This is a genomic window from Amycolatopsis sp. NPDC050768 (genome assembly GCF_040654155.1).
Classification (GTDB): domain Bacteria; phylum Actinomycetota; class Actinomycetes; order Mycobacteriales; family Pseudonocardiaceae; genus Amycolatopsis.
On the sequence record NZ_JBFAHL010000018.1, the window covers coordinates 67173 to 90443 of the forward strand.

General features: G+C 69.5%; 24 protein-coding genes. 13 read left to right on the forward strand and 11 right to left on the reverse strand.

The genetic code is table 11. From position 1 onward, the window contains the following. Positions 1 to 202 precede the first annotated feature (202 nt). The gene (locus AB0H62_RS38935) at positions 203 to 781 is read right to left on the reverse strand and encodes a TetR/AcrR family transcriptional regulator (protein WP_220237570.1); all 579 of its coding nucleotides are present in this window, start codon (positions 779 to 781) and stop codon (positions 203 to 205) included. Positions 782 to 875: 94 nt separating this feature from the next. On the opposite strand from AB0H62_RS38935, the gene AB0H62_RS38940 reads away from it, so the two are divergent. Both AB0H62_RS38940 and AB0H62_RS38945 read left to right on the forward strand, forming a co-directional pair. After that, positions 876 to 1334 (forward strand): nuclear transport factor 2 family protein, encoded by a 459-nt coding sequence (locus AB0H62_RS38940; protein ID WP_220237571.1) that lies wholly within the window; start codon positions 876 to 878, stop codon positions 1332 to 1334. Positions 1335 to 1393: 59 nt separating this feature from the next. Then, positions 1394 to 2176 carry a class I SAM-dependent methyltransferase gene (locus tag AB0H62_RS38945; RefSeq protein WP_220237572.1) on the forward strand — a complete coding sequence of 261 codons (783 nt, stop codon included), beginning with the start codon at positions 1394 to 1396 and terminating at the stop codon, positions 2174 to 2176. Between the two features lie 51 nt (positions 2177 to 2227). On the opposite strand, the gene AB0H62_RS38950 is transcribed toward AB0H62_RS38945, so the two are convergent. From AB0H62_RS38950 to AB0H62_RS38960, 3 genes are all read right to left on the reverse strand, one after another. Beyond that, positions 2228 to 2806 (reverse strand): metallophosphoesterase family protein, encoded by a 579-nt coding sequence (locus tag AB0H62_RS38950; protein WP_220237573.1) that lies wholly within the window; start codon positions 2804 to 2806, stop codon positions 2228 to 2230. Between the two features lie 152 nt (positions 2807 to 2958). Beyond that, positions 2959 to 3579, reverse strand: coding sequence for a phosphoribosyltransferase family protein (locus AB0H62_RS38955; protein ID WP_255637609.1), 621 nt, complete (start codon positions 3577 to 3579; stop codon positions 2959 to 2961). Between the two features lie 5 nt (positions 3580 to 3584). Next, entirely contained in the window at positions 3585 to 3740 is a 156-nt protein-coding gene (locus AB0H62_RS38960; RefSeq protein ID WP_220237575.1) for a hypothetical protein, read from the reverse strand. Between the two features lie 142 nt (positions 3741 to 3882). Between AB0H62_RS38960 and AB0H62_RS38965 the strand changes: the two genes are divergently transcribed. Continuing rightward, positions 3883 to 4011, forward strand: a complete 129-nt coding sequence (locus tag AB0H62_RS38965; RefSeq protein WP_255637610.1) for a hypothetical protein — start codon at positions 3883 to 3885, stop codon at positions 4009 to 4011. Positions 4012 to 4023: 12 nt separating this feature from the next. Here AB0H62_RS38965 and AB0H62_RS38970 read toward each other — a convergent pair whose 3' ends face one another. Beyond that, a complete protein-coding gene (locus tag AB0H62_RS38970) occupies positions 4024 to 5277 on the reverse strand; it encodes a glycosyltransferase family 4 protein (RefSeq protein ID WP_220237576.1) in 1254 nt (417 codons plus the stop codon). Positions 5278 to 5356: 79 nt separating this feature from the next. Between AB0H62_RS38970 and AB0H62_RS38975 the strand changes: the two genes are divergently transcribed. After that, positions 5357 to 7159, forward strand: coding sequence for a sugar-binding domain-containing protein (locus AB0H62_RS38975; protein ID WP_360591685.1), 1803 nt, complete (start codon positions 5357 to 5359; stop codon positions 7157 to 7159). A 79-nt stretch (positions 7160 to 7238) separates the two neighbouring features. Here AB0H62_RS38975 and AB0H62_RS38980 read toward each other — a convergent pair whose 3' ends face one another. From AB0H62_RS38980 to AB0H62_RS38990, 3 genes are read right to left on the reverse strand one after another with little or no spacing between them, the layout of a single operon-like run. After that, entirely contained in the window at positions 7239 to 7727 is a 489-nt protein-coding gene (locus AB0H62_RS38980) for a glutathione peroxidase (RefSeq protein ID WP_220237578.1), read from the reverse strand. A gap of 16 nt (positions 7728 to 7743) precedes the next feature. Continuing rightward, complete coding sequence (locus AB0H62_RS38985; RefSeq protein ID WP_220237579.1) at positions 7744 to 9276, reverse strand: glycoside hydrolase family 57 protein; 1533 nt, start codon at positions 9274 to 9276, stop codon at positions 7744 to 7746. Then, the gene (locus AB0H62_RS38990; protein ID WP_220237580.1) at positions 9273 to 10046 is read right to left on the reverse strand and encodes a class I SAM-dependent methyltransferase; all 774 of its coding nucleotides are present in this window, start codon (positions 10044 to 10046) and stop codon (positions 9273 to 9275) included. Before AB0H62_RS38990 ends, AB0H62_RS38985 begins: the two co-directional genes overlap by 4 nt. A gap of 53 nt (positions 10047 to 10099) precedes the next feature. On the opposite strand from AB0H62_RS38990, the gene AB0H62_RS38995 reads away from it, so the two are divergent. After that, positions 10100 to 10525 carry a hypothetical protein gene (locus tag AB0H62_RS38995; RefSeq protein ID WP_220237581.1) on the forward strand — a complete coding sequence of 142 codons (426 nt, stop codon included), beginning with the start codon at positions 10100 to 10102 and terminating at the stop codon, positions 10523 to 10525. Here AB0H62_RS38995 and AB0H62_RS39000 read toward each other — a convergent pair. After that, positions 10506 to 11342, reverse strand: a complete 837-nt coding sequence (locus tag AB0H62_RS39000) for a DegV family protein (RefSeq protein ID WP_220237582.1) — start codon at positions 11340 to 11342, stop codon at positions 10506 to 10508. The two genes, AB0H62_RS38995 and AB0H62_RS39000, sit on opposite strands and share 20 nt — an antisense overlap. A gap of 243 nt (positions 11343 to 11585) precedes the next feature. Between AB0H62_RS39000 and AB0H62_RS39005 the strand changes: the two genes are divergently transcribed. The 4 genes from AB0H62_RS39005 to AB0H62_RS39020 all read left to right on the forward strand — a co-directional run bounded on the left by AB0H62_RS39005 (position 11586) and on the right by AB0H62_RS39020 (position 15207). Then, on the forward strand, positions 11586 to 12371 hold the full coding sequence (locus tag AB0H62_RS39005) for an electron transfer flavoprotein subunit beta/FixA family protein (protein WP_360591688.1): 786 nt from the start codon (positions 11586 to 11588) through the stop codon (positions 12369 to 12371). A gap of 28 nt (positions 12372 to 12399) precedes the next feature. Then, positions 12400 to 13359: an electron transfer flavoprotein subunit alpha/FixB family protein gene (locus AB0H62_RS39010; RefSeq protein ID WP_220237584.1), complete on the forward strand. Its 960-nt coding sequence runs from the start codon at positions 12400 to 12402 to the stop codon at positions 13357 to 13359. Between the two features lie 163 nt (positions 13360 to 13522). Further along, positions 13523 to 14305 (forward strand): GNAT family N-acyltransferase, encoded by a 783-nt coding sequence (locus tag AB0H62_RS39015; protein ID WP_220237585.1) that lies wholly within the window; start codon positions 13523 to 13525, stop codon positions 14303 to 14305. Beyond that, positions 14302 to 15207, forward strand: coding sequence for a lysophospholipid acyltransferase family protein (locus tag AB0H62_RS39020; protein WP_360591691.1), 906 nt, complete (start codon positions 14302 to 14304; stop codon positions 15205 to 15207). The genes AB0H62_RS39015 and AB0H62_RS39020 overlap by 4 nt, the downstream gene beginning before the upstream one ends. Before the next feature lie 546 nt (positions 15208 to 15753). Here AB0H62_RS39020 and AB0H62_RS39025 read toward each other — a convergent pair. Continuing rightward, a complete protein-coding gene (locus tag AB0H62_RS39025; RefSeq protein ID WP_220237587.1) occupies positions 15754 to 16659 on the reverse strand; it encodes an NADP-dependent oxidoreductase in 906 nt (301 codons plus the stop codon). Between the two features lie 149 nt (positions 16660 to 16808). Here AB0H62_RS39025 and AB0H62_RS39030 point away from each other — a divergent pair, with 149 nt between their 5' ends. From AB0H62_RS39030 to mnmA, 4 genes are all read left to right on the forward strand, one after another. After that, a complete protein-coding gene (locus AB0H62_RS39030; protein ID WP_360591693.1) occupies positions 16809 to 18095 on the forward strand; it encodes a LuxR C-terminal-related transcriptional regulator in 1287 nt (428 codons plus the stop codon). Positions 18096 to 18140: 45 nt separating this feature from the next. Next, positions 18141 to 19511: an MFS transporter gene (locus AB0H62_RS39035; RefSeq protein WP_220237588.1), complete on the forward strand. Its 1371-nt coding sequence runs from the start codon at positions 18141 to 18143 to the stop codon at positions 19509 to 19511. A gap of 64 nt (positions 19512 to 19575) precedes the next feature. After that, positions 19576 to 20772, forward strand: coding sequence for a cysteine desulfurase family protein (locus AB0H62_RS39040; protein WP_220237589.1), 1197 nt, complete (start codon positions 19576 to 19578; stop codon positions 20770 to 20772). 3 nt (positions 20773 to 20775) lie between these two features. After that, positions 20776 to 21867: a tRNA 2-thiouridine(34) synthase MnmA gene (gene mnmA, locus AB0H62_RS39045; RefSeq protein ID WP_220237590.1), complete on the forward strand. Its 1092-nt coding sequence runs from the start codon at positions 20776 to 20778 to the stop codon at positions 21865 to 21867. Positions 21868 to 21876: 9 nt separating this feature from the next. Here mnmA and AB0H62_RS39050 read toward each other — a convergent pair whose 3' ends face one another. After that, positions 21877 to 23196 (reverse strand): DUF222 domain-containing protein, encoded by a 1320-nt coding sequence (locus tag AB0H62_RS39050; protein WP_220237591.1) that lies wholly within the window; start codon positions 23194 to 23196, stop codon positions 21877 to 21879. Between the last annotated feature and the right edge of the window lie 75 nt (positions 23197 to 23271).

The window sequence follows — 23271 nt, forward strand, 5'->3', positions numbered from 1 at the left end:
GTCCCCTGGGTGGCGATGGCTCTGTTGCCGCTGATCGGCGACAGGCTCCGGAGCTGCCATTTCGACGTGCCGGCGCAGATCGCCGGGGGTCATCCATCGGCTGCGCGGTACAGCTACGGCTCGCCATTGAGTGGCGATTTGTCGACGAACGCGCCGATCGCCGTTCAGCGGCGACGGCCCAGCCGGCCGCTCATCGGCGAATTCACGGCTGCCGGATCAGCGTCTCGCGGCCAACAGGGCCGCCGGATCGGCGCTGCGCGGCCAACAGCGTCGCGGCGGCCGCGCGGGCCGTGCCGGCCTCACCGGGGTCACCCTTGATCGCGGCGAGCACCGTGGCCCCCTCCATGAGGGAGAAAAGCTGGTCGGCGAGGTCGTCGTCGGCGACGAGCCGGCGCAGGTACGCCCGCACTTCGTCCTTGTGGTTGTGGATGGCCGCGGCCACGCCGGGCGCGAGCGTCCCGAACTCGCCGAAGGAGTTCACGAACGCGCAGCCCCGGAAGTCGGGCTCGCTGAACCAGTCGTGCAGCCAGTCGAAAACGGCCAGCGGGTCGTCGCCCCGCACGGCGACGAACTCGCGCAGCGACCGGCGCCAGCGTTCGTCGCGCGTGTTCAAGTAGGCGGCTACGAGGTCATCCTTTGAAGGAAACACCTGGTAGAGCCGCTTGAGTGAGACGCCGGAGCGGCTGCGCACGGCGTCCATACCCACGGACTGCACGCCCTGGGCGTAGAACAGGTCTTCGGCTGCCTCGAGTAGCCGTTCGGTGGCTTCCGCGGTGTTCACGTCGTGTCCCTCTGGTGTGGAGAATCAACGTTCTCTATGCTAGCCGACACCAGGGAGAACGCACGTTCTCCCGCGATCCGCGCAGGAGAACGCCATGACACCGCGCCCGCCGTTCCCGCCGTTCGACGAGAACACCGCCCGCCAGAAAGTCCAGGCCGCCGAGGACGCCTGGAACACGCGCGACCCCGAGAAGGTCTCCCTCGCCTACACCGAGGACTCCGTGTGGCGAAACCGCGACCAGTACGTCGTCGGCCGCGCGGAGATCGTCGAGTTCCTGACGCAGAAGTGGGAGCGCGAGCTCGACTACGCGCTGCGCAAGGAACTGTGGGGCTTCCGTGGCAACCGCATCGGCGTGCGGTTTCAGTACGAGTCGCACAACGCCGAGGGTCAGTGGTTCCGCAGCTACGGCAACGAGCTCTGGGAGTTCAGCGACGAAGGCCTCATGCGCCGCCGCGAGGCGAGCATCAACGACCGCCCGATCGCGGAAAGCGAACGCTGGATTTTCGGCAAGCGCCCGGAAGCCGAGCACGGCAAGGAGTTCCCCATCTTCTGATCCCTCGGCCGTGAGCGAACGCGCGTGATTTCTCGCTGAAGTGCAGCCAGGATCCAGTCATGAGCCTGGGATTCAGCGGAGAAGTCACGGAGTTCTACCACCGCTACCGCCGCGGTTACCCGACGGCGGTGTTCGATGCGATCGCCGCCGAGTTCGCCCTGGCCGGGGACGACGTGGTCCTCGACCTCGGGTGTGGCACGGGACAGCTCGCCGTGCCGATGGCTGCGCGGGTCCGCGCGGTCGCGGGCATGGACCCATCGTCCGACATGCTTTCGCGCGCCCGCCGCGCCGCGGCCGACGCCGGCGTGACCAACGCGTCGTGGCTCCTGGGTGGTGACACCGACGTCACCGCGCTGAATTCCCTGCTCGACGGGCTCGGCGCCGTCACCATCGGGCAGGCGTTGCACTGGATGGACCACGCGACGCTGTTCGCCGCCGTGAAGTCGATGCTCCGGCCGGGCGGTGGCATCGCGGTAGTCACCAACGGTTCGCCGCTGTGGCGCCAGGACAGCGACTGGTCTCGAGCGCTGCTCGCCGTGCTGTCCGACTGGTTCGGCCAGCCCCTCACCGCGGCCTGCGGAACGGACGACGCCAGCCAGGACCGCTATCGCGCCGCGCTGGTCGGCGCCGGCTACGACGTCGGCGTCCGCACCATCGACTACACCGGCGACCTCACCGCGGACGAGATCATCGGCGGCGTCTACTCGGCCATGGGCGAGGACGAGTTGCCACCCAGCGGCGAACGGCCGGCCTTCGAGAACCGCATCCGTTCGGCGATCGAGCCCCACGCGCCGTTCCGCGAACCGGTTCGCGTGACGATCCTGACCGGTCGCGTGCCCTGAGTCTTGTCGCCACTGAGTGGCAACAAGAGGTCGGCCGCAGGGCTTGGCTGTTCAGAGGCTGGTTTCGGCCGGACTTCCGAGCTCGGTCAACTCGGTGGTGACGGCGTCGAGGTGGAGAGGGCGAAGGTCGTTGACGTCCATCCCGACGTTCAGCTGCCGGCCCCGCTTGCGCCACGCGCTGTGGACGTGACCGTGCAGCAGCCACAGTCCCTCGTCGGGCAGGCGGTACTGCGACCCGCGGGCTTCGCCGACGTGGTCACCTTCGTACGGGAAATGGCTGAGCAACACGTTCTGCCCCGCGATCCGGCGCCGCGCAAACGCTTGCACCGTGGCGAAGTGCTCCAGCCACGCGCGTTGGTGCCGATGTGCCTGGCGCAGTCCGGGCCACGGCTCGTCGTGGTTGCCGGTGATGAGGTGGATCTCGCCGTTCAGCTGCCGGAGCGTGTCGGCGAATCGTGCCAGCCGGCCCATGCCGACGTCACCCAGGTGCCACACCTGGTCGCCCGGCCGGACGGTGGCGTTCCACCGCTCGACGACGAACGCGTCGTGCTCGGGCGGCGTCTCGAAGCCGCGCAGGCCGGCCACGAGCTGGTGGTCGAAGTGGGTGTCAGCGGTGAACCAGACGTCCATGATCGGGCTTCTCCTTGTTGTCGACGTCGGCCCATCGCCGGGGTGGCGACGCAGGCATACCTTGCGCCCTGAACCTCCCCTTGCGCCAGGGATTTTCGCCATTCGGCGGCGCTCGTCACTGTCCGTTGTGGATAGTGGGATGAAGGTCCCCTTCATCCCTTCCCGAGGAGCCGCATCACGGTCGCGTCGGACACCTGGGTGAAGTCGGCGTACCAGCGGCCCACGGCGCTGAATCGCCTCGGCGCGGCGACGGCGATGAACTGGTCCACCTCGCCCTCGAACTCGGCGATGGCGTCCGGCGCGCACACCGGCACGGCCAGCACCACGCGCCGCGCGTCGCGGAGGTCGCGGACGGCGGCCATCGCGGTCACGCCGGTCGCCAGTCCGTCGTCGATCACGAGCACGTCGTGGCCGGCCACTGCGACCTCCGGGCGCCCGTCGCGATAAGCCACCAAACGGCGACGCGCCTCGGCCCGCTCGCGCGCACACGCCGGCTCCATCGCTTTCGGCGTGAGCCCGAACGCGCGCAACGCCGGCATCGAGTAGTAAGGCGGCCCCTCCGCCGTCACCGCGCCGACGCCGAACTCGCGCCGCCCAGGGGCCCCGATCTTCCGGGCGACCACGACGTCCAACGGAGCCCCGAGCACCCGGGCGACCTCGGCCGCCACCGGCACGCCCCCGCGCGGCAACCCGAGCACGACGGGCTCGACCCACGGCTGCCTGGCCAGGATCCGCCCGAGTTGCCGCCCGGCGTCGATTCGATCGAAGAACAACGTCCTCACCACGGTCGCGCCACCAACCAAGACACGATGCTCGCGGCACGCGGATTGTTGAACAATCCATTCGCCGAAAAACGGCGAATGCCTGCCGCGCAGCGCATCCCGACGACCGCCGGAACGAGCCCGGCTGCGTGGTCGATGAACGGCAACACCATGCGTTCCAGATTCCCGCGACGAGGCCGGACGAACCAGTTACTCGCCGCGTTCAGGTAGGCCTACCTACTGCTTCCCCTATTGTTTCGCGCGCAGCGACAGACGGATGCTTCGAGCACCCCACCCAATATCCAGGGAGCCGTCATGACCAGCAGACCCAGAGCCGCCGTCGCTGCTTTGCTCGCCGTTTTCGCCGTTGCCCTCACCGCAGCGCCGGCGGTTTCGGCGCCCGCGCAGGCGCACGCCGCCTGCGTCCGGCCCTGCCACTTCTGACGGCGGGCCCACTCAGAGTTCGAACGCGTTGCCCGTCGCGATCTTCGGGCGTCCCAGCTCGATCGGCTCGCCCATACGCGCGCGCCGGTAGACCTCCGCGGTCGCCTCGGCGATGCGTCCCCAGTCGAAGTCCGCCGCGAGGCGCGACTGGGCCGTTCGGGCGCGGCGGGTCGCGGCGGCGGCGTCGCTCAGGACGGTGGTGACTGCCGTGGCCAGACCCGCGACGTCGCCCGGTTCGAAGGCCAAGCCCGTCTCCCCGTCGACGACCACCTCGCCGAGGCCGCCCGCCGTCGACGCGACGAGCGGTGCCTTCGCGGCCGCGGCCTCCAGGGCGACGATCCCGAACGGTTCGTACCGGCTCGGCAGCACCACGGCGTCGGCCGCCGCCAGCAGCGCGCGCAGGTCACGGTCGGGGAGGTGGCCGACGAAGTCCACCGCGCGGCGAATCCGCAGCTTGCGCGCTTGCGCGACCAGCTCGTCGTGGTGTCGCCCCTTACCGGCGACGACCACCCGCGTGCCCGGGAACTGGCGACGGATGCGGGGGAGGGCGGCCAGCAGGTCCTGCACGCCCTTCTCCCACTCCAGCCGACCGAAGAACAGCAGGAACGGCGCGCCGTCGGGGCTGTGCCGTTCACGCATCTTCGCCACCTCGGCCGCCGAGACCCGCCAGCTGCGTTCTTCGATGCCGTTGTGGATCACGGTGACGTCGGCAGCGTCGATCTCGAACAGGTGCGCCACTTCCTTGCGCATCGCCTGCGAGCAGGTGATCACGGCGTCGGCGCGGTTGGCCAGCCACCACTCGACGGAATGCACCTGCTGGTTGAGCGGGTGCGAAAGCCAGCCCGAGTGCCGGCCGGCTTCGGTCGCGTGGACGGTGCCGACGAGCGGCACGCGCGCGGCCTCGGCGATGGCGATCGCCGGGTGCGTCACGAGCCAGTCGTGCGCGTGGACGACGTCGGGCTGCCACGTGCGCAGCAGGTCCTGCGCGGCGCGGATCATGGCGTGGCCCATGGCGAGCGTCCAGGCGACGAGGTCGCGCTCGAACGTCAGGTGCATCGGGTCCTCGGCCACGCGGATCAGCCGCACGCCCTCGACGTCGCGGTCGCTGCGCGGGTGCGTGGAGGCGTCGGTGCCGGCCTGATGGCGGCAGAGAACCACCACGTCGTGGCCCTGCTGGGCGAGGTGCCGGGCCAGCGCGTGCACGTGCCGGGCGAGCCCGCCGATGACCACGGGCGGGTACTCCCACGACAGCATCAGCACGCGCATGGGCAGAGGTTACTCGCCAGTTGCTTCCGCCGGGCGGCCCGGCTGTCGCCGCCTTCGATCTCTGTCACCATCGAAGGTGATGACTTCCAGCCAGCCTGAGTGGCAGCGCGCGGACCCGCCCCTGACGACGCCGTGGACCGACCTCGTCAGCCCCTCCGACGTGCTCCCCGAGTACCCCAGACCGCAGCTGGAGCGGCCGCGGTGGCGCAGCCTCAACGGCGTCTGGGACTACGCGGGGTGGCCGTCGTCGCCTGAGGAACCACGCCCCGTCGGCTACAGCGAACGCATCTTGGTCCCCTTCGCGCCGGAATCGGCACTCTCCGGAATCAACCGGCGCGACGAGGTCCTGTGGTACCGGCGGCTGTTCGAGATTCCCGACGATTGGCATGGCGAACGCGTGCTGCTGCACTTCGGCGCGGTCGACCAGACGGCGAAGGTCTGGGTGAACAACCAGCTTGTGGTCACCCACGAGGGTGGCTACGCGGCGTTCGAGGCGGACGTCACCGATGCGCTGCGTGCGTCCGGGCCGCAGGAGCTGACCGTTCGCGCCGAGGATCGCACCGACATCTCGCCGTTCCCCCTCGGCAAGCAGCGCAACGCACCGGGCGGCATCTGCTACACGCCGACGTCCGGTATCTGGCAGACGGTGTGGCTCGAACCGGTGCCGTTTGAGCGCATTGAGGACCTGGAGATCACGCCGGACCTCACGGGCTTCACCGTATTTCCCAAGGTCAAGGGTGGTGCTCAAGTCGAGCTGAGCGTTTCGCCACCCAGCGGCGACGAGATCGTCAGCGTTCGTGGGGCCGCCGGCACGAGGTTGCGGGCGGACGTCCCGGAGCCCCACAGGTGGACTCCCGATGATCCGTATCTCTACGACCTCACCGTGCGCTTGCTCGACCACCACGGCGAGGTGCTCGACGAGGTCAACAGCTACGGCGGACTGCGCACCGTGGAGCTCGTCGCGGACTCCGCCGGCCGGCCCCGCATCGCCCTCAACGGCCGGATCACCTTCCTCCACGGCCCGCTCGATCAGGGTTACTGGCCCGACGGCGGCTACACCGCGCCCACCGACGACGCCCTGCGTTTCGACCTCGAGAAGACGAAAGAGCTCGGCTTCAACTTCGTCCGCAAGCACGTGAAGGTCGAGCCCGCGCGCTGGTACCACTGGACCGACCGGTTGGGGCTGCTCGTCTGGCAGGACATGCCGTCGCTCGTGGTGTCGTTCGACGGGCCGCCCGGGCCGGCGCCGGACCCGGTGCCCGAGGGCAAAGACCGCTTCGAGGCGGAGCTGCGGGAAATGGTGCGGCAGCTGCGGAACGTGCCGTCGATCGTCGCGTGGGTGCCGTTCAACGAGGGCTGGGGCGAGTTCGACACGGCGCGGATCGCCGAGCTCGTGAAGGAGCTCGACCCGACTCGCCTCGTCGTGGCCAATAGTGGCGTCAACTGTTGCTTCTCCCGCACGGACACCGGCGCCGGCGACGTCTACGACGACCACACGTACGTCGGCCCCGGCGAGCCGCGCGTGCAGGACCACCGCGCGCTCGTCGACGGCGAGTACGGCGGCCTCGGGCTCGTCCTCGACGACCACCGCTGGCCTGGCACGCCCAACGCGTACGAGATGACCGCTGACGCCGCTCACCTCACGCGCCGTTACGCGGAGCTCAGCACCCGGCTGGAGTCCCTGGTCGGCGAATTGGGCCTCTCAGGGGCGATCTACACCCAGACCACGGACGTCGAGAACGAGGTCAACGGCCTCCTCACCTACGACCGCCGCGTGACGAAACTCGACGCGGACGTCGCGGCGGCCCGCAACCGCGCGGTCATCGCTCGGGGCTCGGTCCCGGCCGTTGAAGCCGCTCAGGAGCCACAAAACCCCAGCTAGAGACGTTTCGCCACTGAACGGCGACACGAAAAGGGCGGGAACCCCCAACGGAGTCCCCGCCCTTCGCCGGCCGTGAAAATCAGGCAGGCAGCACGGCCTCGATCGCCTTCACCACGGTCTCGTCCTCGGGCTCGGTCCGCGGACGGAACCGGCCCACGACCTCACCGTCGGAGTTGATCAGGAACTTCTCGAAGTTCCACTGCACGTCGCCGGCGTCACCCTCGGCGTCGGCGGTCTGGGTGAGCGTGGAGTACAGCGGGTGACGGTCGTCGCCGTTCACCTCGAGCTTCTCGAACAGCGGGAAGGTGACGCCGTATGTGGTGGAGCAGAACGTCTGGATCTCGTCGGCCGTCCCGGGCTCCTGGCCGGCGAACTGGTTGCACGGGAACCCGACGACGGAGAAACCCTTGTCGCCGTAGCGTTCCTGCAGCCGCTCCAGGCCGGTGTACTGCGGGGTCAGGCCGCACTTCGAGGCGACGTTGACCACCAGCAGGGCCTTGCCGCCGAGCGCGCCCAGGGTGGTGTCCTCACCCGAGAGCGTCTTCAGCGGGATGTCGCGAATGCTCATTCCTTCGGTGTCCCTTTCACTTGTGTGGCAGCAGCTGTCGTGCGTCCAGCTGTCCGAACGGTCCATCCGCACGGCGGTACTCCGCCGCGAGCTCCTGCGCGCGAGCGCGGTCGCCAGAGCGCAGCAGCTCGGCGAGCTCGTCGAAACGCGAGGTGTGCACGCGGGCGCGCCGGCGTGCGTAGTCCGCGGCGGAGTCCTTGGTGACCATGAACGCCCAGTCACTCGACAACGCCAGCATCGCCTCCGCGACGGCCTGGTCGGCCACGGTGTCGCGAGCGGTCCCCCCGTGGTCCCCGAAATGCCCGGAAACGAGGTCCAGCAAGCGTTTCTGCAACGCCGTGTTGTCCTGCACCATGTCGGCCACCTGCTCGCCGTCCCACACGCGCCAGTCCTTGCCCGAACCCCACGACGACGCCGGCAGGTCGATCGGCGCGCCCACGTGGCCGGCCTCCAGGGCGCCCTTGAGCGTTGTCACGCGAACGCCCGCCTCGGGCAACGCGCGCAGAACTCCTTCAAGCCACGCGGGACCCTCGTGCCACCAGTGCCCGAACAGTTCCGTGTCATACGCCGCGACAACAAGCGACTCGCGACCGTGCTCCGCCCGCAGCGAACGCAGCCGCGCGACGACCGTGTCGACGAAGTCCTTCACGTGCGTACCGAGCACGTCTGCGGCGAGCGCCGGATCGTACGGCGCCTTCTCGTGCGGAGGCACCTGCTTGCCGGTGACGCGCGACGCCTTCAACCCCACTTCGTGCGCCCACGTGTGGAAATCGCGGTACGCAGCGTGGCCGGGGTAGCCGGCTTTCGGCGACCAGACGCGGTACGTCACCTCGAGATCACGCCCGAAACACACCACGTCCGACGAGCCGACCGTGCGCGCCGCCGACGTGTCGCCGTGCAGCGACGGCCCGTCGACCAGGAACCGCTGCACGCCCGCGGCCGCGTAACCCCGCTCCATCCCGGGCTCGTAGCCGCATTCCGGCGCCCAGATGCCCTCCGGCCGCCGCCCGACGCGCAACTGCGTGTCGGCCAGGCCTCCGCGCAGGGCGAACGCGCGAACGTCCTCGTCCAGCAACGGCTGGAACGGGTGCGCGAGCGGTCCCCCCAGCAGTTCGATGGTGTCACTGTCCACAAGTGACCGCAGGATCGGCGAAAACCCGTGGCGCCAGCGCGTCTCCAGCTCCTCCGTCGCGCGCACGGCCGTCTGGTGCTCGGCCGCGGCCAGGTCGCGCAGGAGCGGGTCGCCGCCCCACAGCGTCGACGCGTGCTGCGCGCGCAGCTGCCAGTGGCCGAGCCAGTCGTGGCACGCTCGGATCGCGTACGGGTCGTCGAGCTGTGCCGCGAGCACGGGTGTCATGCCGAGCGTCAGGACCTCGTGTCGCCCCTCAGCGGCGAAACGCTGCAGCAGGTCGACGACCGGCAGGTACGAATGCGCCCACGCCTGGTAGAGCCACTCCTCACCGACCGGCCAGCTGCCGTGGTGCGGCAACCAGGGGAGGTGGCTGTGCAGGACGAGGCAAAAAGTGCCTTCCGAGGCGGGCGGAGTCACGGGCGCACCGCCACCGCGACCAGATCGAGGCTCGCGTCCAAGTCGTTACCGCGGACGGAGAAGTCCTCCGCCCCGATCGCCGCGACGTCGGCGAGCAACCCCGCCGGCCACACGGCCTGCCCGGGCAGCGAGCCCATCACCACCTCGAGCTGCGCGTCGATGAGCGAGCCGCCATACGCGCGTTCCAGCTCCCGCAGGCGGGCCCCGTGATGCAACCCGTGTAGTGATTGGACGACGAACCCGGCCGCACGCAGGAGACCGTCCAATTCGGACGGTGCGAGCTCCCGCGTGTGATAGGGGTTCAGTGGTGTGTCGGAATCTGGCGTGAACGTGAGCCGGTTCGGGGTCGTGACCAGCAGCTTCCCGCCCGGACGCAGCACGCGGAAACACTCGGCGAGGAACCCGTCCTGGTCCCACAGGTGCTCGATCACCTGGAAGTTCGCGACCACGTCCACGGATTCGCCACCCAACGGCAAATACGCGAGGTTCGCGCGGGCTACGGCTACGTCGGGGTACCGGCGCGCGACGTGCTCCGTGGTCGGCACGTCGTAGTCAAGCGCCAGCACGCGCCGCGCCGTCTTCGCGATCAGCCCCGCGCCGTAACCCTCGCCGCAGCCCGCCTCCAGCACCGTCGCGCCGGCGCAGTGGGGGAGCAGGGCCACGTAGGCGGCTTCGTGGCGACGGAACCAGTAGTTCTCCTCGGGGATGCCGGGGACGGTCCGTTCGCCGGTGAGGTGCAGTGCCTCGGCCCGGGTGGCTGCGTTGGTCACCTGCGCGACCCTAGCGCGTGTCACGTTCCTGACCGCCGTCTCGTTCCTGCCCTATGCAACGGACCCTCACGCGTGTACTGCTGGTGCTGCTCGGCGTCGTCACGGCGGCGACGGGACTGTGGCCACTCCTGTCCCCCCTGGGCTTCTACCAGGACTTTCCCGGCTTCCGTCACGGCTGGGTCAGCATGGACGGAGCGTTCGACGAACACCTCATCCGCGACTTCGGCGCCCTCAACCTGGCGCTGGCGGCGACGCTGATCGGCGCCGCCGTGATCGGCACCACAGCCGTCGCGCGGCTGGCGGCCGTGGCGGCGCTGCTGTTCGCCGTGCCGCACTTCGTCTACCACCTCGGGCACGTCGGCCACTTCGCGACCGTCGACCAAGTGATGATCCTGTCAACGCTCGCGCTGGGCGTGGTGATCCCGCTCGTGGTGCTGTTCGTGCCGGAACGGAAGCAGGTCAGGTCGGCGACACCGTGATGCTCAGCGCGCCCGGGCCGACGTGTGCGCCGATCACCGTGCTCGCGTCGCCGACCACGACGTCCGTGATCCCGGGAATCCGGTCCCTCAGGCGTCGCACGACCTCGGTCTCGTCCGAGCCGAAGCGAGTCACGGCGACGTCCACGCGCTGGTCGCCCGCAGCCTTCACCGCGAGGTCGACGAGCCGGTTCATCGCGCGTTTCGTGCCGGGAACGCGCGCCAGCGGCGAGACCTCGCCGTTACGGACAGTGAGCAATGGCTTGATCGAGAACGCCGTACCCACCAGCGACTGGGCGGCTCCGACGCGTCCCGTCCGCCGGAGGAACTCGAGCGTGTCCACGTAGATCAGCTCGGTGGCGGCGCGCACGCGGCGCTCGGCGGCTTCGAGCACGCGCGCGAGCTGACCCCCGGCGCCGGCGACGCGCGCGGCCGACACCGCTGCGTAACCGAGGCTCATGCTGGCCGTTCCGCTGTCGATGATGTGCACGGGGATCCGGACCTGTTGCGCCGCCTCGCGCGCCGCCTGCACGGTCTCCGAAAGGCGACCTGAGATGTGCAGGCTGACGATGGCGGACGCGCCGCGGGCTGCGGCGTCCTGGTACGTCCAGAAGAACGCACCCGGGTCGGGGGGTGATGTGGTGACGCTGTGGCCGGACTTCATGGCGGCGATGAGCTCGTTGCGGTCGAACCGGTGTTCGTCGTCCGTCTGATCTCCGACGTGCAGCTGGACCTGCACCACGCCGATGCCCCAACGGGCGGCGAGTTTGTCGGGCAGGCACGAGGTCGAGTCCGTGACTACGGCGATGTGCGCGGGCATGGTGCGGGAGGTTAACCCCTGTCGGCCTACTGCCAGTAGCCCACCGTTGGTCCGATCGGGCGAGCGGTGTGCTGGACGGGTTAACCGGCGGACTACCGGGACGATGGTCCCAAAAGATTGCTCATCCAGGTGAATGCCGTCACCTCGGCGGGTCTCCTCGCCTGAATGGCCCTAATCTACCGGCCAGTAGAGCACTGTCCCGCGGCCGAGAGCCGGCCCCAACCGGGAGGTCGAAGAAGACCCATGACGAATATCGTTGTCCTGGTCAAGCAGGTACCGGACACCTACTCGGAGCGGAAGCTCTCCGGTGCCGACAACACACTTGACCGCCAATCCGCAGACGCCGTGCTCGACGAGATCAACGAGAAGGCCGTCGAAGAGGCGCTGAAGATCAAGGAGGCGGGCGAGGGCGAGGTCACCGTGATCTCCGTCGGCCCCGCCCGCGCCACCGACGCCATCCGCAAGGCGCTGTCCATGGGCGCCGACAAGGCCATCCACGTCTCCGACGAGGCGCTGCACGGCTCCGACGCCATCGCCACCGCCAAGGTGCTGGCCGCCGCGATCGGCAAGGTCGAGGGTTACGACCTGATCATCGCCGGCAACGAGGCGTCCGACGGCCGCGGCGCCGCCGTGCCGGCGATCGTCGCCGAGCTGCTCGGCCTGCCGCAGCTGACCTACGTGCGCCAGCTGACCGTCGAGGGCTCCAGCGTGAAGGCCGACCGGGAGACCGAGGACGGCATCACCCACCTCGAGGCGAACCTGCCCGCGCTAGTGAGCGTCGGCGAGAAGATCAACGAGCCGCGCTACCCGTCGTTCAAGGGCATCATGGCCGCGAAGAAGAAGCCGGTCGAGACGTTCACCGTCGCCGACCTCGGCATCGACGCGGGCGAGGTCGGTCTTTCCAACGCGTGGTCCACTGTGCTCGAGTCGTCCCCGAAGCCGCCGCGCACCGCCGGCGAGAAGGTGGAGGACGAGGGCGACGGCGGCACCAAGGTCGCCGAGTACCTGGTCGCGCAGAAGCTCATCTGAGACACGGTTTCGAGGAGGATCACGAAAAATGGCTGAAGTACTCGTCCTCGTCGACCACGTCGACGGTGATGTCAAGAAGGTCACGCTCGAGCTGCTGACCGCCGCCCGCGCGCTGGGTGAGCCCTCGGCCGTCGTCGTAGGCCCCACGGGCACCGCGGCCAAGGCGAAGGAAGCGCTCGCCGGCCACGGCGCCGCGAAGGTGTACGTCGCCGAGGGCGACGACGCCACGAGCTACCTGGTGACCCCGAAGGTCGACGTGCTGACGAAGCTCGCGGAGCAGGCTTCGCCGGCCGCCGTGCTCGTCGCCGCCAGCGCCGAGGGCAAGGAGGTGGCCGCGCGCGTCGCCGTGCGGCTGGGCTCCGGTCTGCTCTACGACGCAGTGGGCGTGAACGCCGACGGTTCGGTGGACCAGTCCATCTTCGGTGGCGCGTTCTCCGTGAAGTCCAAGGCTGCCAAGGGCACGCCGGTGATCTCGGTGCGTCCGGGTGCCGTCGAGGCCGAGGCCGCCGACGGTGCTGCCGCCGAGGAGACCGTCGAGATCCCGGCGCAGGACGCGGCGAAGTCCGCGAAGGTGACCGGCATCGAGCCGATCGTCGGTGGCGACCGTCCGGAGCTCACCGAGGCGTCGATCGTCGTCTCGGGTGGCCGTGGTGTCGGTTCGGCGGAGAAGTTCGACGTCGTCGAGAAGCTGGCCGACTCGCTCGGTGCGGCTGTCGGCGCTTCGCGTGCGGCCGTCGACTCCGGCTACTACCCGGCGCAGTTCCAGGTGGGCCAGACCGGCAAGACGGTGTCGCCGCAGCTGTACATCGCGCTCGGCATCTCCGGCGCGATCCAGCACCGCGCCGGCATGCAGACGTCGAAGACGATCATCGCCGTCAACAAGGACGCCGAGGCGCCCATCTTCGAGATCGCCGACTTCGGCATCGTGGGCGACCTGTTCAACGTCGCGCCGCAGCTGACGGAGGCTGTCGACAAGCGCAAGGGCTGAGGTTTTCCCGCTTCGAAGGCCGCTGGGCGATGTACCGCTCAGCGGCCTTCGGCGTTTGTCGGACCCTGAGAAAAGCCTGAGAACCTGCAATTAACTCAACGTGCACTAATCGGTCATCGATTGGCACTCTCCGCGGTTTCCAGGTCGCAGGTACACAGTGTTCATGACGTCGTCTCAGCTCCTCGTCAGCACTGATCAGGCGGGTGTCGAGCTCCCGGCCGATGCGCCGAGGTACTCCCTGCTCGTGGCCCACGCGAACGAAGAAGTGCTCGCCGCGCAGAAGCTGCGGCACCAGGTTTTCGCCGAGGAGATGGGGGCCCACCTCAATTCCCTGAAGCCCGGTCTCGATGTCGACTACTTCGACGAGTTCTGCGACCACCTCGTGGTGCGCGACGACAAGACCGGCGACATCGTCGGTTGCTACCGCATGCTGCCGCCGGAGCGCGCCTCGCAGGCCGGCAGCCTGTACTCCGACAGCGAATTCGACCTGAAGGCCTTTTCCGGCCTGCGCTCGACGCTCGTGGAGACCGGCCGCTCCTGTGTGCACCCGGACCACCGCAGCGGCGCCGTCGTGAGCCTGGTGTGGGCGGGGATCGCGCGGTACATGCTGCTTTCCGGCCACCGCTACCTCGCCGGCTGCGCGTCCGTGCCGCTGAGCGACGGCGGCAGCTACGCCGCCGGCGTCTGGGATGTGTTGCGCGCCAAGCACTACGCCGACGAGTCGCGCCGCGTTTCGCCGCTGCACCCGTGGGATTCCGACTCCGTCGCCCGCCCCGATCGCGCCGTCCTGCCGCCGCTGATCAAGGGCTACGTACGGCTCGGCGCCGAGGTCTGCGGCCCGCCGGCGCTCGACGAGGACTTCGGCGTCGCCGACTTCTTCGTCCTGCTCGACTTGCACAAGATCGACGAGCGCTACCTCAAGTTCTTCCTCGGAGTGCAGGTATGAGCCACGCCTGGATGCCGACGTCCCCCTGCGGCGACGGCTGCCTCACCGAAGGTGCCGCCACGGTCTCGTTCCCGCGTCGCGTGCTGCGCTTCGCCTCGGCGATCGGCGTGGTCCTGGCGGCCCTGCTGACGGCGCCGCTGCTGCTAGTGCTGCACGGCCGGGGCCGGGAACGCCTGGTCCGGACCATTTTCCGCTCGGTGCTGCGCGCGTTCGGCGTGAAGCTGGTCGTCCGGGGCGGCGCCGACTTTCTCGCCGCCCCCGCCGGCCGCGGAGCGCTGGTGGTCAACAATCACATCTCGTGGCTGGACATCGTCGCCATCAACGCCCTGCGCCCCATGCGCGCCCTCGCGAAAGTCGAGATCGGCTGCTGGCCGGTCCTCGGCACCCTCGTCCGCCGCGGCGGCAGCATCTTTCTGGACCGCGAACGCCTCCGCACGCTGCCCGACACCATGACCGAGCTCGCCGACTCCCTCCGCTCCGGCTCGCTCGTCAACGTCACTCCCGAAGGCACCACGTGGTGCGGCCTCGCCTCCGGCCGCTTCACCACGGCCACCTTCCAGGCCGCCATCGACGGTGGCGTGCCCGTCCGCCCCATCGCCCTGCGCTACCGACTCGCCGACGGCCGCGAGACCAGCATGCCGGCGTTCATCGGACCGGAGTCCCTCATCGCCTCCCTGCGGCGAGTGGCCTCCCTGCGCGGCCTGGTCCTCGAGGCTCACGTCTGCCCGGAGATCGCCCCCGGTCGTGCGGAGGACCGTCGCTCGCTGGCCGCCCTTGCGGAGGCCTCGGTGCACTCGGCTCTCGGGACGGTCCGGATCCCGGCCCAGCGTCGCCGGCGGGTGTCTCCGGCTCCTACTGCCAAGGCCGCCGTCGAGACGGCCGAGGCGCACCCGGTTCACTGAGCTGGCTTTGTCGTTTGACCTGCAGGTTCGCGGGTGTCGCCATTGAACGGCGACACCCGCGAGCTGCGTTTTGCTCCGATGTGACCCTCGCGTGCCTTGGCCACCGGCGTCACTGACTGGCGAAACCCGGCATCGACCCTTGACCGACTTCGGATCCGTACTGGCCGCCACACGCCGAACAAGCTCTAGTCGCCGCTGACCGGCCCTCGCCAACGTCGGCCTGCACCGTTCTCGCGTCGTCGCCACTCAGCGGCAAATCGGTTGCGTGGGCTCCCACCTCACCGAGAGCGGTGATTCCCTTCGTTGGAAAACGGCCTTTCCTGCGCGTCGCCACTCAGTGGCAACGTCGGCGAGCGCCCCTCTAGCCAACCTCCGGAGATAGACCTCAGCCAACAGACCCGACACCATTGCCGTTCAGTGGCAAAACTCACTGACCAGGCAATTATGCCAAGAAATCGGCTTGATGATCGGAGACCTCCACACGATCAGGTGGAGCGCGTCTCAACCGAATCGCTGTCCGGCTGAGACGGCCGACCCCACGGATCGTCAGGAAACGACGATCGTGATCTTCCCTCCCGGATGCCCCGCCTGGCTCTCCTCCTGCGCGGCCGCGGCCTCCTCCAACGGGTAACTCGTCCCCTGTGCGATCTGCAGCCCGCGCCCCGCGTACTCGAGGATCTCCTCCAGCACCTCGGGCTTCTGGTCGTCCGCGCCACCGGCCGAGAACGGCAGCCCGAGCTCGAACGCCGCCCCGTCCGCGATGGTCACCACCCGCTCCTTCGACCCGCGTAGCTCCACGGAATCCGGCAGCACGCCGTGGCCTGACGCGTCGAACACCGCGTCCACCGGCCGGTCCGCCGCCTCGCGGACGCGCTCCGGCCAGCCGTCGCCGTAGAGGACGGGGATGGCGCCGAGCGACTTCACCTCGTCGAGGCTGCGCTGCCCCGCCGTTCCGATGACGGTCGCCCCGAGCGCGACTGCCGCCTGCGTGGCGAAGCGCCCGACAGTGCCGCTCGCTCCATGGATCAGCAGCAGGTCGCCGGCCTTGACCTCCAACAGCCGCAGGATGCGTAGTGCCGTTTCGCCGGCCACGGGCAACGCCGCGGCGTCCTCCCACGACAGGCTCGCCGGCTTGCGGGCGACGGCCTTGGCCAGCGCGTACTCCGCGTAAGAGCCGGTGGCCGACCACCCGAAGACCTCGTCGCCGACGGCCACCGTCGCGCCGTCGCCCACCGCGTCCACGACGCCCGAGAACTCGGCGCCCGGGATCTGCGGGCTCTTCGGCGCGGAGCCCTGGGCCATGGCGCCGCTGCGGACCTTCCAGTCGATGGGGTTCACACCCGCGCGCCGCACGGCGACACGGACCTGTCCGGGGCCGGGTTCGGGTAGCGGGACGTCGCTGAGCTGCAGGACGTCCGGGCCGCCGTACGCGGCGAAGGTGATGGCTCGCATGGTTCCTCGTACTTTCCTTCGATTCGGGACGGTCGTTCGTCCTGCTTCGAGTCAACTGTCCCGCGTCGCGATCCGAACCGCTCGGACGAGCAGCGTTCACTATCCGGAAGAGCAGGACCGGTCCCTTCGTACACGCCTACCGTGGACACATGGACGCCTCCTGGACGAAGCCGGCCCACGTGCTCGATGTCGCCGTGCGCGTCATCTCCGCGCCGCGCCCTGAGATGCTGCCGCGCTTCTCACAGGAGCTCGCCGCCGTGCTGCCGCACCGCGCGGCCGCGATGCAGACGGGCGACTGCCCGCGCAGCCCGTTCAAGGTCACCGGCGACACGGCCATCACCGGCGCCGTGACCAGTGCGGAGCTGGACCACCTCGCCGAGCGGGCCATCCCGGGCGAGGCCGTGGTCCTCGACGGCGTGCTCGCCGGCACCGAACGTCGCCTGATCCTGCTCACCTCTCGCCCCGCCATCGGCAACGGCGCGGTGATCGCCCTGGTGCCTTCCGACGCTGAGCCGTCCGTCGAGGCATTGGGACTCGCGGCCCGCCTCTGGCACCTGACCAGCACCGACGCCGGTCAACGCGCCGTCGACCCCGGTCCCGACGTCCTCGCCAGCAACCTCGCCGCCGCGGCCGCGCGCGCCCAGACCGTCACCGACCTCGGCCAGACGCACGCGGCCACGCTCGTCGCGCTCCTGGCCGTCCTGCGCTCGGGCCGGCTCGGCGACGCCGCCGCGCGCCAGACGGCGACCGACCTGGCCGCACGCGCGCTCCTCGACCTGCGTGCAGTGGCAGACCGTGACCAAGCGCTGTCTGCGGAGTCCGCTCGCGCCGCGTTCGGCGTGCTCGCCGACCAGCTTTCGCCGGTGGTCGGCCACGCCGACGTCGCAGTCGACCTCGTGGCACCCACCGACGATCGCCAGCTGCGGCAGGACATCGCCCACACGGCGCGCACCGTCACGCGCGGCCTCGTCATCGCCGCCCTCGACCGCCCTGGCACGACCCGCATCCGCGCTTCCTGGCGCCTCGACGGCGCCGCCCTCCGCATCACCGTCCGCGACGACGCCCCCGACATCCCCGACGTCGTCCTCGACCCCGGCCTGACCGAACGCATCACGCCCCTCGGCGGCAGCTGGGAGGTCGACGCCGTCCCCGGCTGGGGCGCGACGATCACCGCCGCACTCCCGCTGGACACCGTCGAAACGCCCGAGCTGCGCCCGCTCGACTGGCTCAACGCGCGGGAGGTCGAAGTCCTGTCGGGCATTTCGCAGGGGCTGCGCAACCGTCAGATCGCCGCGCAGCTGCAGCTCAGCGAGCACACAGTGAAGTTCCACGTGCGCAACCTCCTCGAGAAGCTAGAGGTCAGCTCTCGCGGCGAGGCCGCCGCACTCGCCCGCGACCTGAGGCTCGATCCGGTCGCGGTGCACCGGACCGCGTGAAATCAACTTGACCTCCATAGTGCTGGAGGTTGCAGGCTGGCGATCATGAGCCGGATCGTCGACGCCCAGCCCCAGCCCCGAAGAAGCGTGCTGTGGAGCCGCGAGCACCGGCTCACGACGATCGGCTTGTTGCTAGTCGTCACGTTGGTGGCCTTCGAAAGCATGGGCGTCGCCACGGCCATGCCCACGCTCGTCGCCGAGCTGAACGGCCTCGCCCTGTACTCGTGGCCGTTCACGACGTTCCTGATCGCCAGCGTCGTCGCGACCGTGCTGTCCGGCCGCATGGGCGACCGCCGCGGCCCGGCGCCCGCGCTTCTGGCCGGGCCGGCGCTGTTCGCCGCGGGACTGGTGGTGGCCGGCACCGCGACGTCCATGCCGGTGCTCCTGGCCGGCCGCGCCCTCCAGGGTCTCGGGTCGGGATTCCTGCTGGTCGCGGTGTCCCTGCTCATCGCCCTGACGTTCACCGACCGCGAACGCCCCGTCATCTACGCCGCGAACGCCGCCGCGTGGGTGCTGCCCGCGGTGATCGGCCCTTCGGTCGCCGGCCTGATCACCGTCAGCGTCGGGTGGCGCTGGGTGTTCCTCGGCCTGGTGCCGCTGGTGGCCATGGGTGTCGCGCTGCTGGTCGTCGTCGTCCGCGGCTTGCCCGACCACGTCCCGGCCGCGGAGGCCCGCCGCGCCAGTGTCGTCCCGGCGGTCGTCGCCGCGCTCGGGGTCGCCGCCTTGACGTGGGCGGGCCAGCACCCGTCGCCTCTCGCCCTCGGCTACGGCGCCGCCGGCCTCGTGGCCCTCGGTTTGGCACTTCGGAAGCTGCTCCCCACGGGCACCCTGACTTTCCGCCCCGGCTTGCCCACCGTCGTCGCCTCCCGCGCCCTGCTTTCCGGCGCCTACGCCGGGATGGAGGCCTACCTGCCCCTCACGATGAGCGCCGTCCACGGCTACGGCCCCGCCCTGGCCGGCCTGCCGTTGACGATCACCGCCCTCGGCTGGTCGGCCGCCTCCGGACTGCAGGGAAGGTTCCTCGACTGGTCCCGCGAGGCGACGCTCCGCATCGGCTTCGCCCTGGTCGCCGTCGCTTTGGTGGGCTTCGGCTTCGTCGCGCAGCCCTGGTGCCCGGCGTGGCTGGCCTTCGTGGTCTGCGCCGTCGGCGGCGCTGGCATGGGCATCGCCATGCCCGCGATCTCCGTCCTCCTGCTCCGCTACTCCCCGGAAGGCGAACGCGGCTTCAACACCTCCGCCATGCAGCTGGCGGACTGGGTCGGCTCGGCCCTGCTCATCGGCCTCGGCGGCGTCCTGCTGGCCGTCGTCGCCTCGGCCGTCCACCCGTCTCCGGCGATGGCGATCCTCGTCGCGGCCCTCGTTCTGCTCGCTTTGCTGGGGGTTCGTGTGACCAGCCGATGGCCGCAGAAGGTGTGACAGGCCACTTTCGCGCCCAGGGTGGACTTCGTCACGGGCTGGAGCGGACTACCCTGATGTGGCGATGACCTATCTCGACCACGCGGCGACCACCCCGATGCTGCCCGAAGCCGTAGCGGCGATGACTGAGGCTTTGTCCACCGTGGGCAACGCCTCCGCGCTGCACTCTTCGGGACGTCGTGCACGCCGCGTCGTGGAGGAATCCCGCGAGATCATCGCCGAAGCCCTGGGCGCCCGGCCTTCCGAGGTGATCTTCACCGGCGGTGGCACGGAGAGTGACAACCTCGCGGTCAAGGGCATCTACTGGGCTCGCCAGAGCGCTCACCCCGCCCGCCGCCGCATCCTGTGCAGCGTCGTGGAGCACCACGCCGTCCTCGACACCGTCGAATGGCTCGAGTCCCAGTGCGGCGCCGAAATCACCTGGCTCGAGGTCGACGACCAGGGCCGCGTCTCGCCGGCCACCTTGCGCGCCGCTATCGAGTCCTCGCCCGAGACCGTCGCCCTCGCAACGGTCATGTGGGCCAACAACGAGGTCGGCAGCATCAACCCGATCGCCGAGCTCGCCGCCATCTGCGCCGAGCACGACATCCCGCTGCACACCGACGCCGTCCAGGCCGTCGGCGCCGTCCCTGTCGACTTCGCCGCCAGCGGCGCCTCCGCCCTCACCTTGACGGGCCACAAACTCGGCGGCCCGTACGGCGTCGGCGCTCTCCTGCTCGGCCGTGACACCGAGTGCACCCCGGTTCTCCACGGTGGCGGCCAGGAACGCAGCGTGCGCTCCGGCACCCTCGACGTCCCGGCCATCGTCAGCTTCGCCACCGCCGTCCGCGTGTCTGCGGAGAGCCGCGCCGAATACGCCGCGCGCGTGGAGAAGCTCCGCGACGAACTCATCGCGGCCGTCCAGCGCGAGATCCCCGACGCGATCCTCAACGGCGGACGCGGCGAGCGCCTGCCGGGCCACGCTCACTTCACCTTCCCCGGCTGTGCCGGCGACAGCCTGCTGATGCTGCTGGACGCCAAGGGAATCGAATGCTCCACCGGCTCGGCCTGCACCGCGGGTGTCGCCCAGCCGAGCCACGTGTTGCTGGCGATGGGCGCTGACGCCGCGGCCGCCCGCGGCTCGCTGCGCTTTTCGCTGGGCCACACGTCGACATTGGATGACGTGACCGCGCTCGCGCGGGAGATCGGCGGGGTCGTCGCCCGGGCGCGGCAGGCGGGACTTGCCGGCATGCGCAAGCAGACCCAGAAGCAAGAGGTGTAAGCGATGCGGGTACTGGCTGCAATGAGTGGAGGAGTCGACTCGGCCGTCGCTGCGGCGCGGGCGGTTGACGCTGGCCACGATGTCGTCGGTGTGCACCTGGCGCTGTCCGCGAAACCAGGCACGCTGCGGACGGGCTCGCGCGGCTGCTGCACCATCGAGGACTCGCACGACGCCCGCCGCGCAGCCGACATCCTCGGGATTCCCTTCTACATCTGGGATTTCGCCGAGCGCTTCACCGAAGAGGTCGTCGAGACTTTCGTCGGCGAATACGCGGCCGGCCGAACTCCCAATCCGTGCGTGACTTGCAACGAGAAGATCAAGTTCGAGGCGTTGCTGGAGAAGGCAATGGCACTCGGCTTCGATGCCGTGGCCACCGGCCACTACGCGCGCCTCGCGACGGTTGATGGCGAGCTCGAGCTTCGCCGGAGCGCCGACGAGGGCAAGGACCAGTCATACGTGCTGGCTTCCCTTACGCCCGAACAGCTCGGTCACGCGATGTTCCCGCTGGGCGACTCGTGGAAGTCCGACGTCCGCGCCGAGGCGGAGCAGCGTGGCCTTTCGGTGGCTCACAAGCCGGACAGCCACGACATCTGCTTCATCCCCGATGGCGACACCAAGCAGTTCCTCGAGAACCGACTGGGGCAGCGACCGGGTCAGCTGGTCGACGCGGAGACCGGAGCCGTTCTCGGGCAGCACACGGGCGTGCACGGCTTCACCGTCGGCCAGCGCAAGGGCCTCGGCATTGACGCGCCGGCCACTGACGGGCGACCCCGGTACGTGCTTTCGCTCGAGCCTGTTTCGGGCACGGTGAAGGTCGGTTCGTCGACCGGCCTTGGTGTTGAACTGATCGAGGCCGACCGGGTGATCTGGCCCAGTGGTCGCGCGCTAAACGGTCCGACCGAATGCGTCGTGCAGGTTCGTGCGCACGGTGGCATCGCCGAAGCGGTGGCCGAGGCCGACGGCGAGCACGTCAGCGTCCAGCTGCGTGAGCCGCTCCGGGGCGTTGCTCCGGGGCAGGTCGTGGTCTTGTACCGGCCGGACGCAGGTGCCGGCGATCTCGTACTCGGCAGCGCGAAGATTTCCAGTACGCGCTGACCTCGTCGCTCAGGCTCCCTTTCGGGTCTCCACGGGGTGCTCGACCTGCGAGCCAGGCTCGTGGAGCGGGGGCGGGATGCTCTCGACCTTTTGGCCGGTCGGCGTCGTGATGACGAGCTTTCCGTCGTCGAGGACCTGATACTTCCAATCGGTGCGATTCTTGAGGCGCCTGTGGTGGATGCAGTAGCTCAGTGTTCCGTCAGTGTCGGTTGCCGACCCGGTCTTCGTCGGCGTCGGTTCGGTCAGGCAGTTGTGCGCAGGCCGCGGGCAACCGGGTTGACGGCATTCGCGGTCCCGGACTCGCACGAACTCCTCGACGTCGATGCTCGGCCGGTAACGGAACTTGCCGACTTCGATCACCTGCCCGGTGAGCGGGTCGGTGATGATCCGCCGCAGCGTCGTGTCGGGACCGGTCGCGATGTGCCGGGCGACCTCGGCCGGAACGTGCCCGTGCCCGGCCAGCTCAGCTGGGTCGTCGTTAAGCCCCAGGTAGGTCTGGAGGTCGACGTACAGGTAGACCTCGGCCTGCTCGGCGACGCCACCCTTGTCCGTCAGCAGGAGGTCGAGCGCGACGTCCGCGCGCAACTGGTCGAGCGTCCGCTTCTCGTCGCTCGTCTTGAGAGCCCGGGCGATTTTGTCGATACGGAGATAAGCGGCAGTGGCCTTCTCCGTGGGTGCGTTGTCGATGGAGAGCTGCGATATGCCCTCGGACTGGTGGTGGAGCACGGTCCGGCGTTCAGCGCGCCGTTGCGTGACGCGGTTCGCCGCTCCTTCGGGGTCGGTCCTCATCGCGGCGTACGCGGTGGCTTTGCGGATCTGTGTCGGGTTCTTGTCGGATAGGCGGTCTTCGAGCAGGGTGTCGACGATTCGGGCGTGGTGATCGGACAGCCACACAGTGCCCTCGGTGACCTTCATGGCGCGATACAGGTCGACGAACCCGCTGTCCATCAGGCGAAAGGTCCGAGGGAGTCGGTTCGCCAGGGCCTCGGCCGCGGAAATCATGGCGCCGGCCCGGTTGTCTGTGAGGTGCAAGGTCAACGCCACTTCAGAGGCCAGTTCTCGGGCGTCCGATCTTCGTCTGCGCAGCCCGGCGAGGCAGTGGAGTTGAAGCGCTTGAAGTCGGGCGATCTGGTGACCCGCGTCCTTGGCCACCTGCATGAGCTGCCCTGTCTGCAAGCGCTCGAAAATCTCGAGATTCGCTTGCATGGCACGGAGAAGGAAGTCGAGATCGGCGGTTTCGGGGGTGTTGTTTGAATCGTCGGCGGCTGCGTTCGCCGACTTCGATTTGGTCATGGCGGCGACGATACGCATCGGCTGGTGCGTGGTCATCAAAACGGTACGAATGGGCCGTTCGCGCACTTTTCTAGGCGTCACCGGGGATTCGTGGCAACGTGGAGTCGTCGG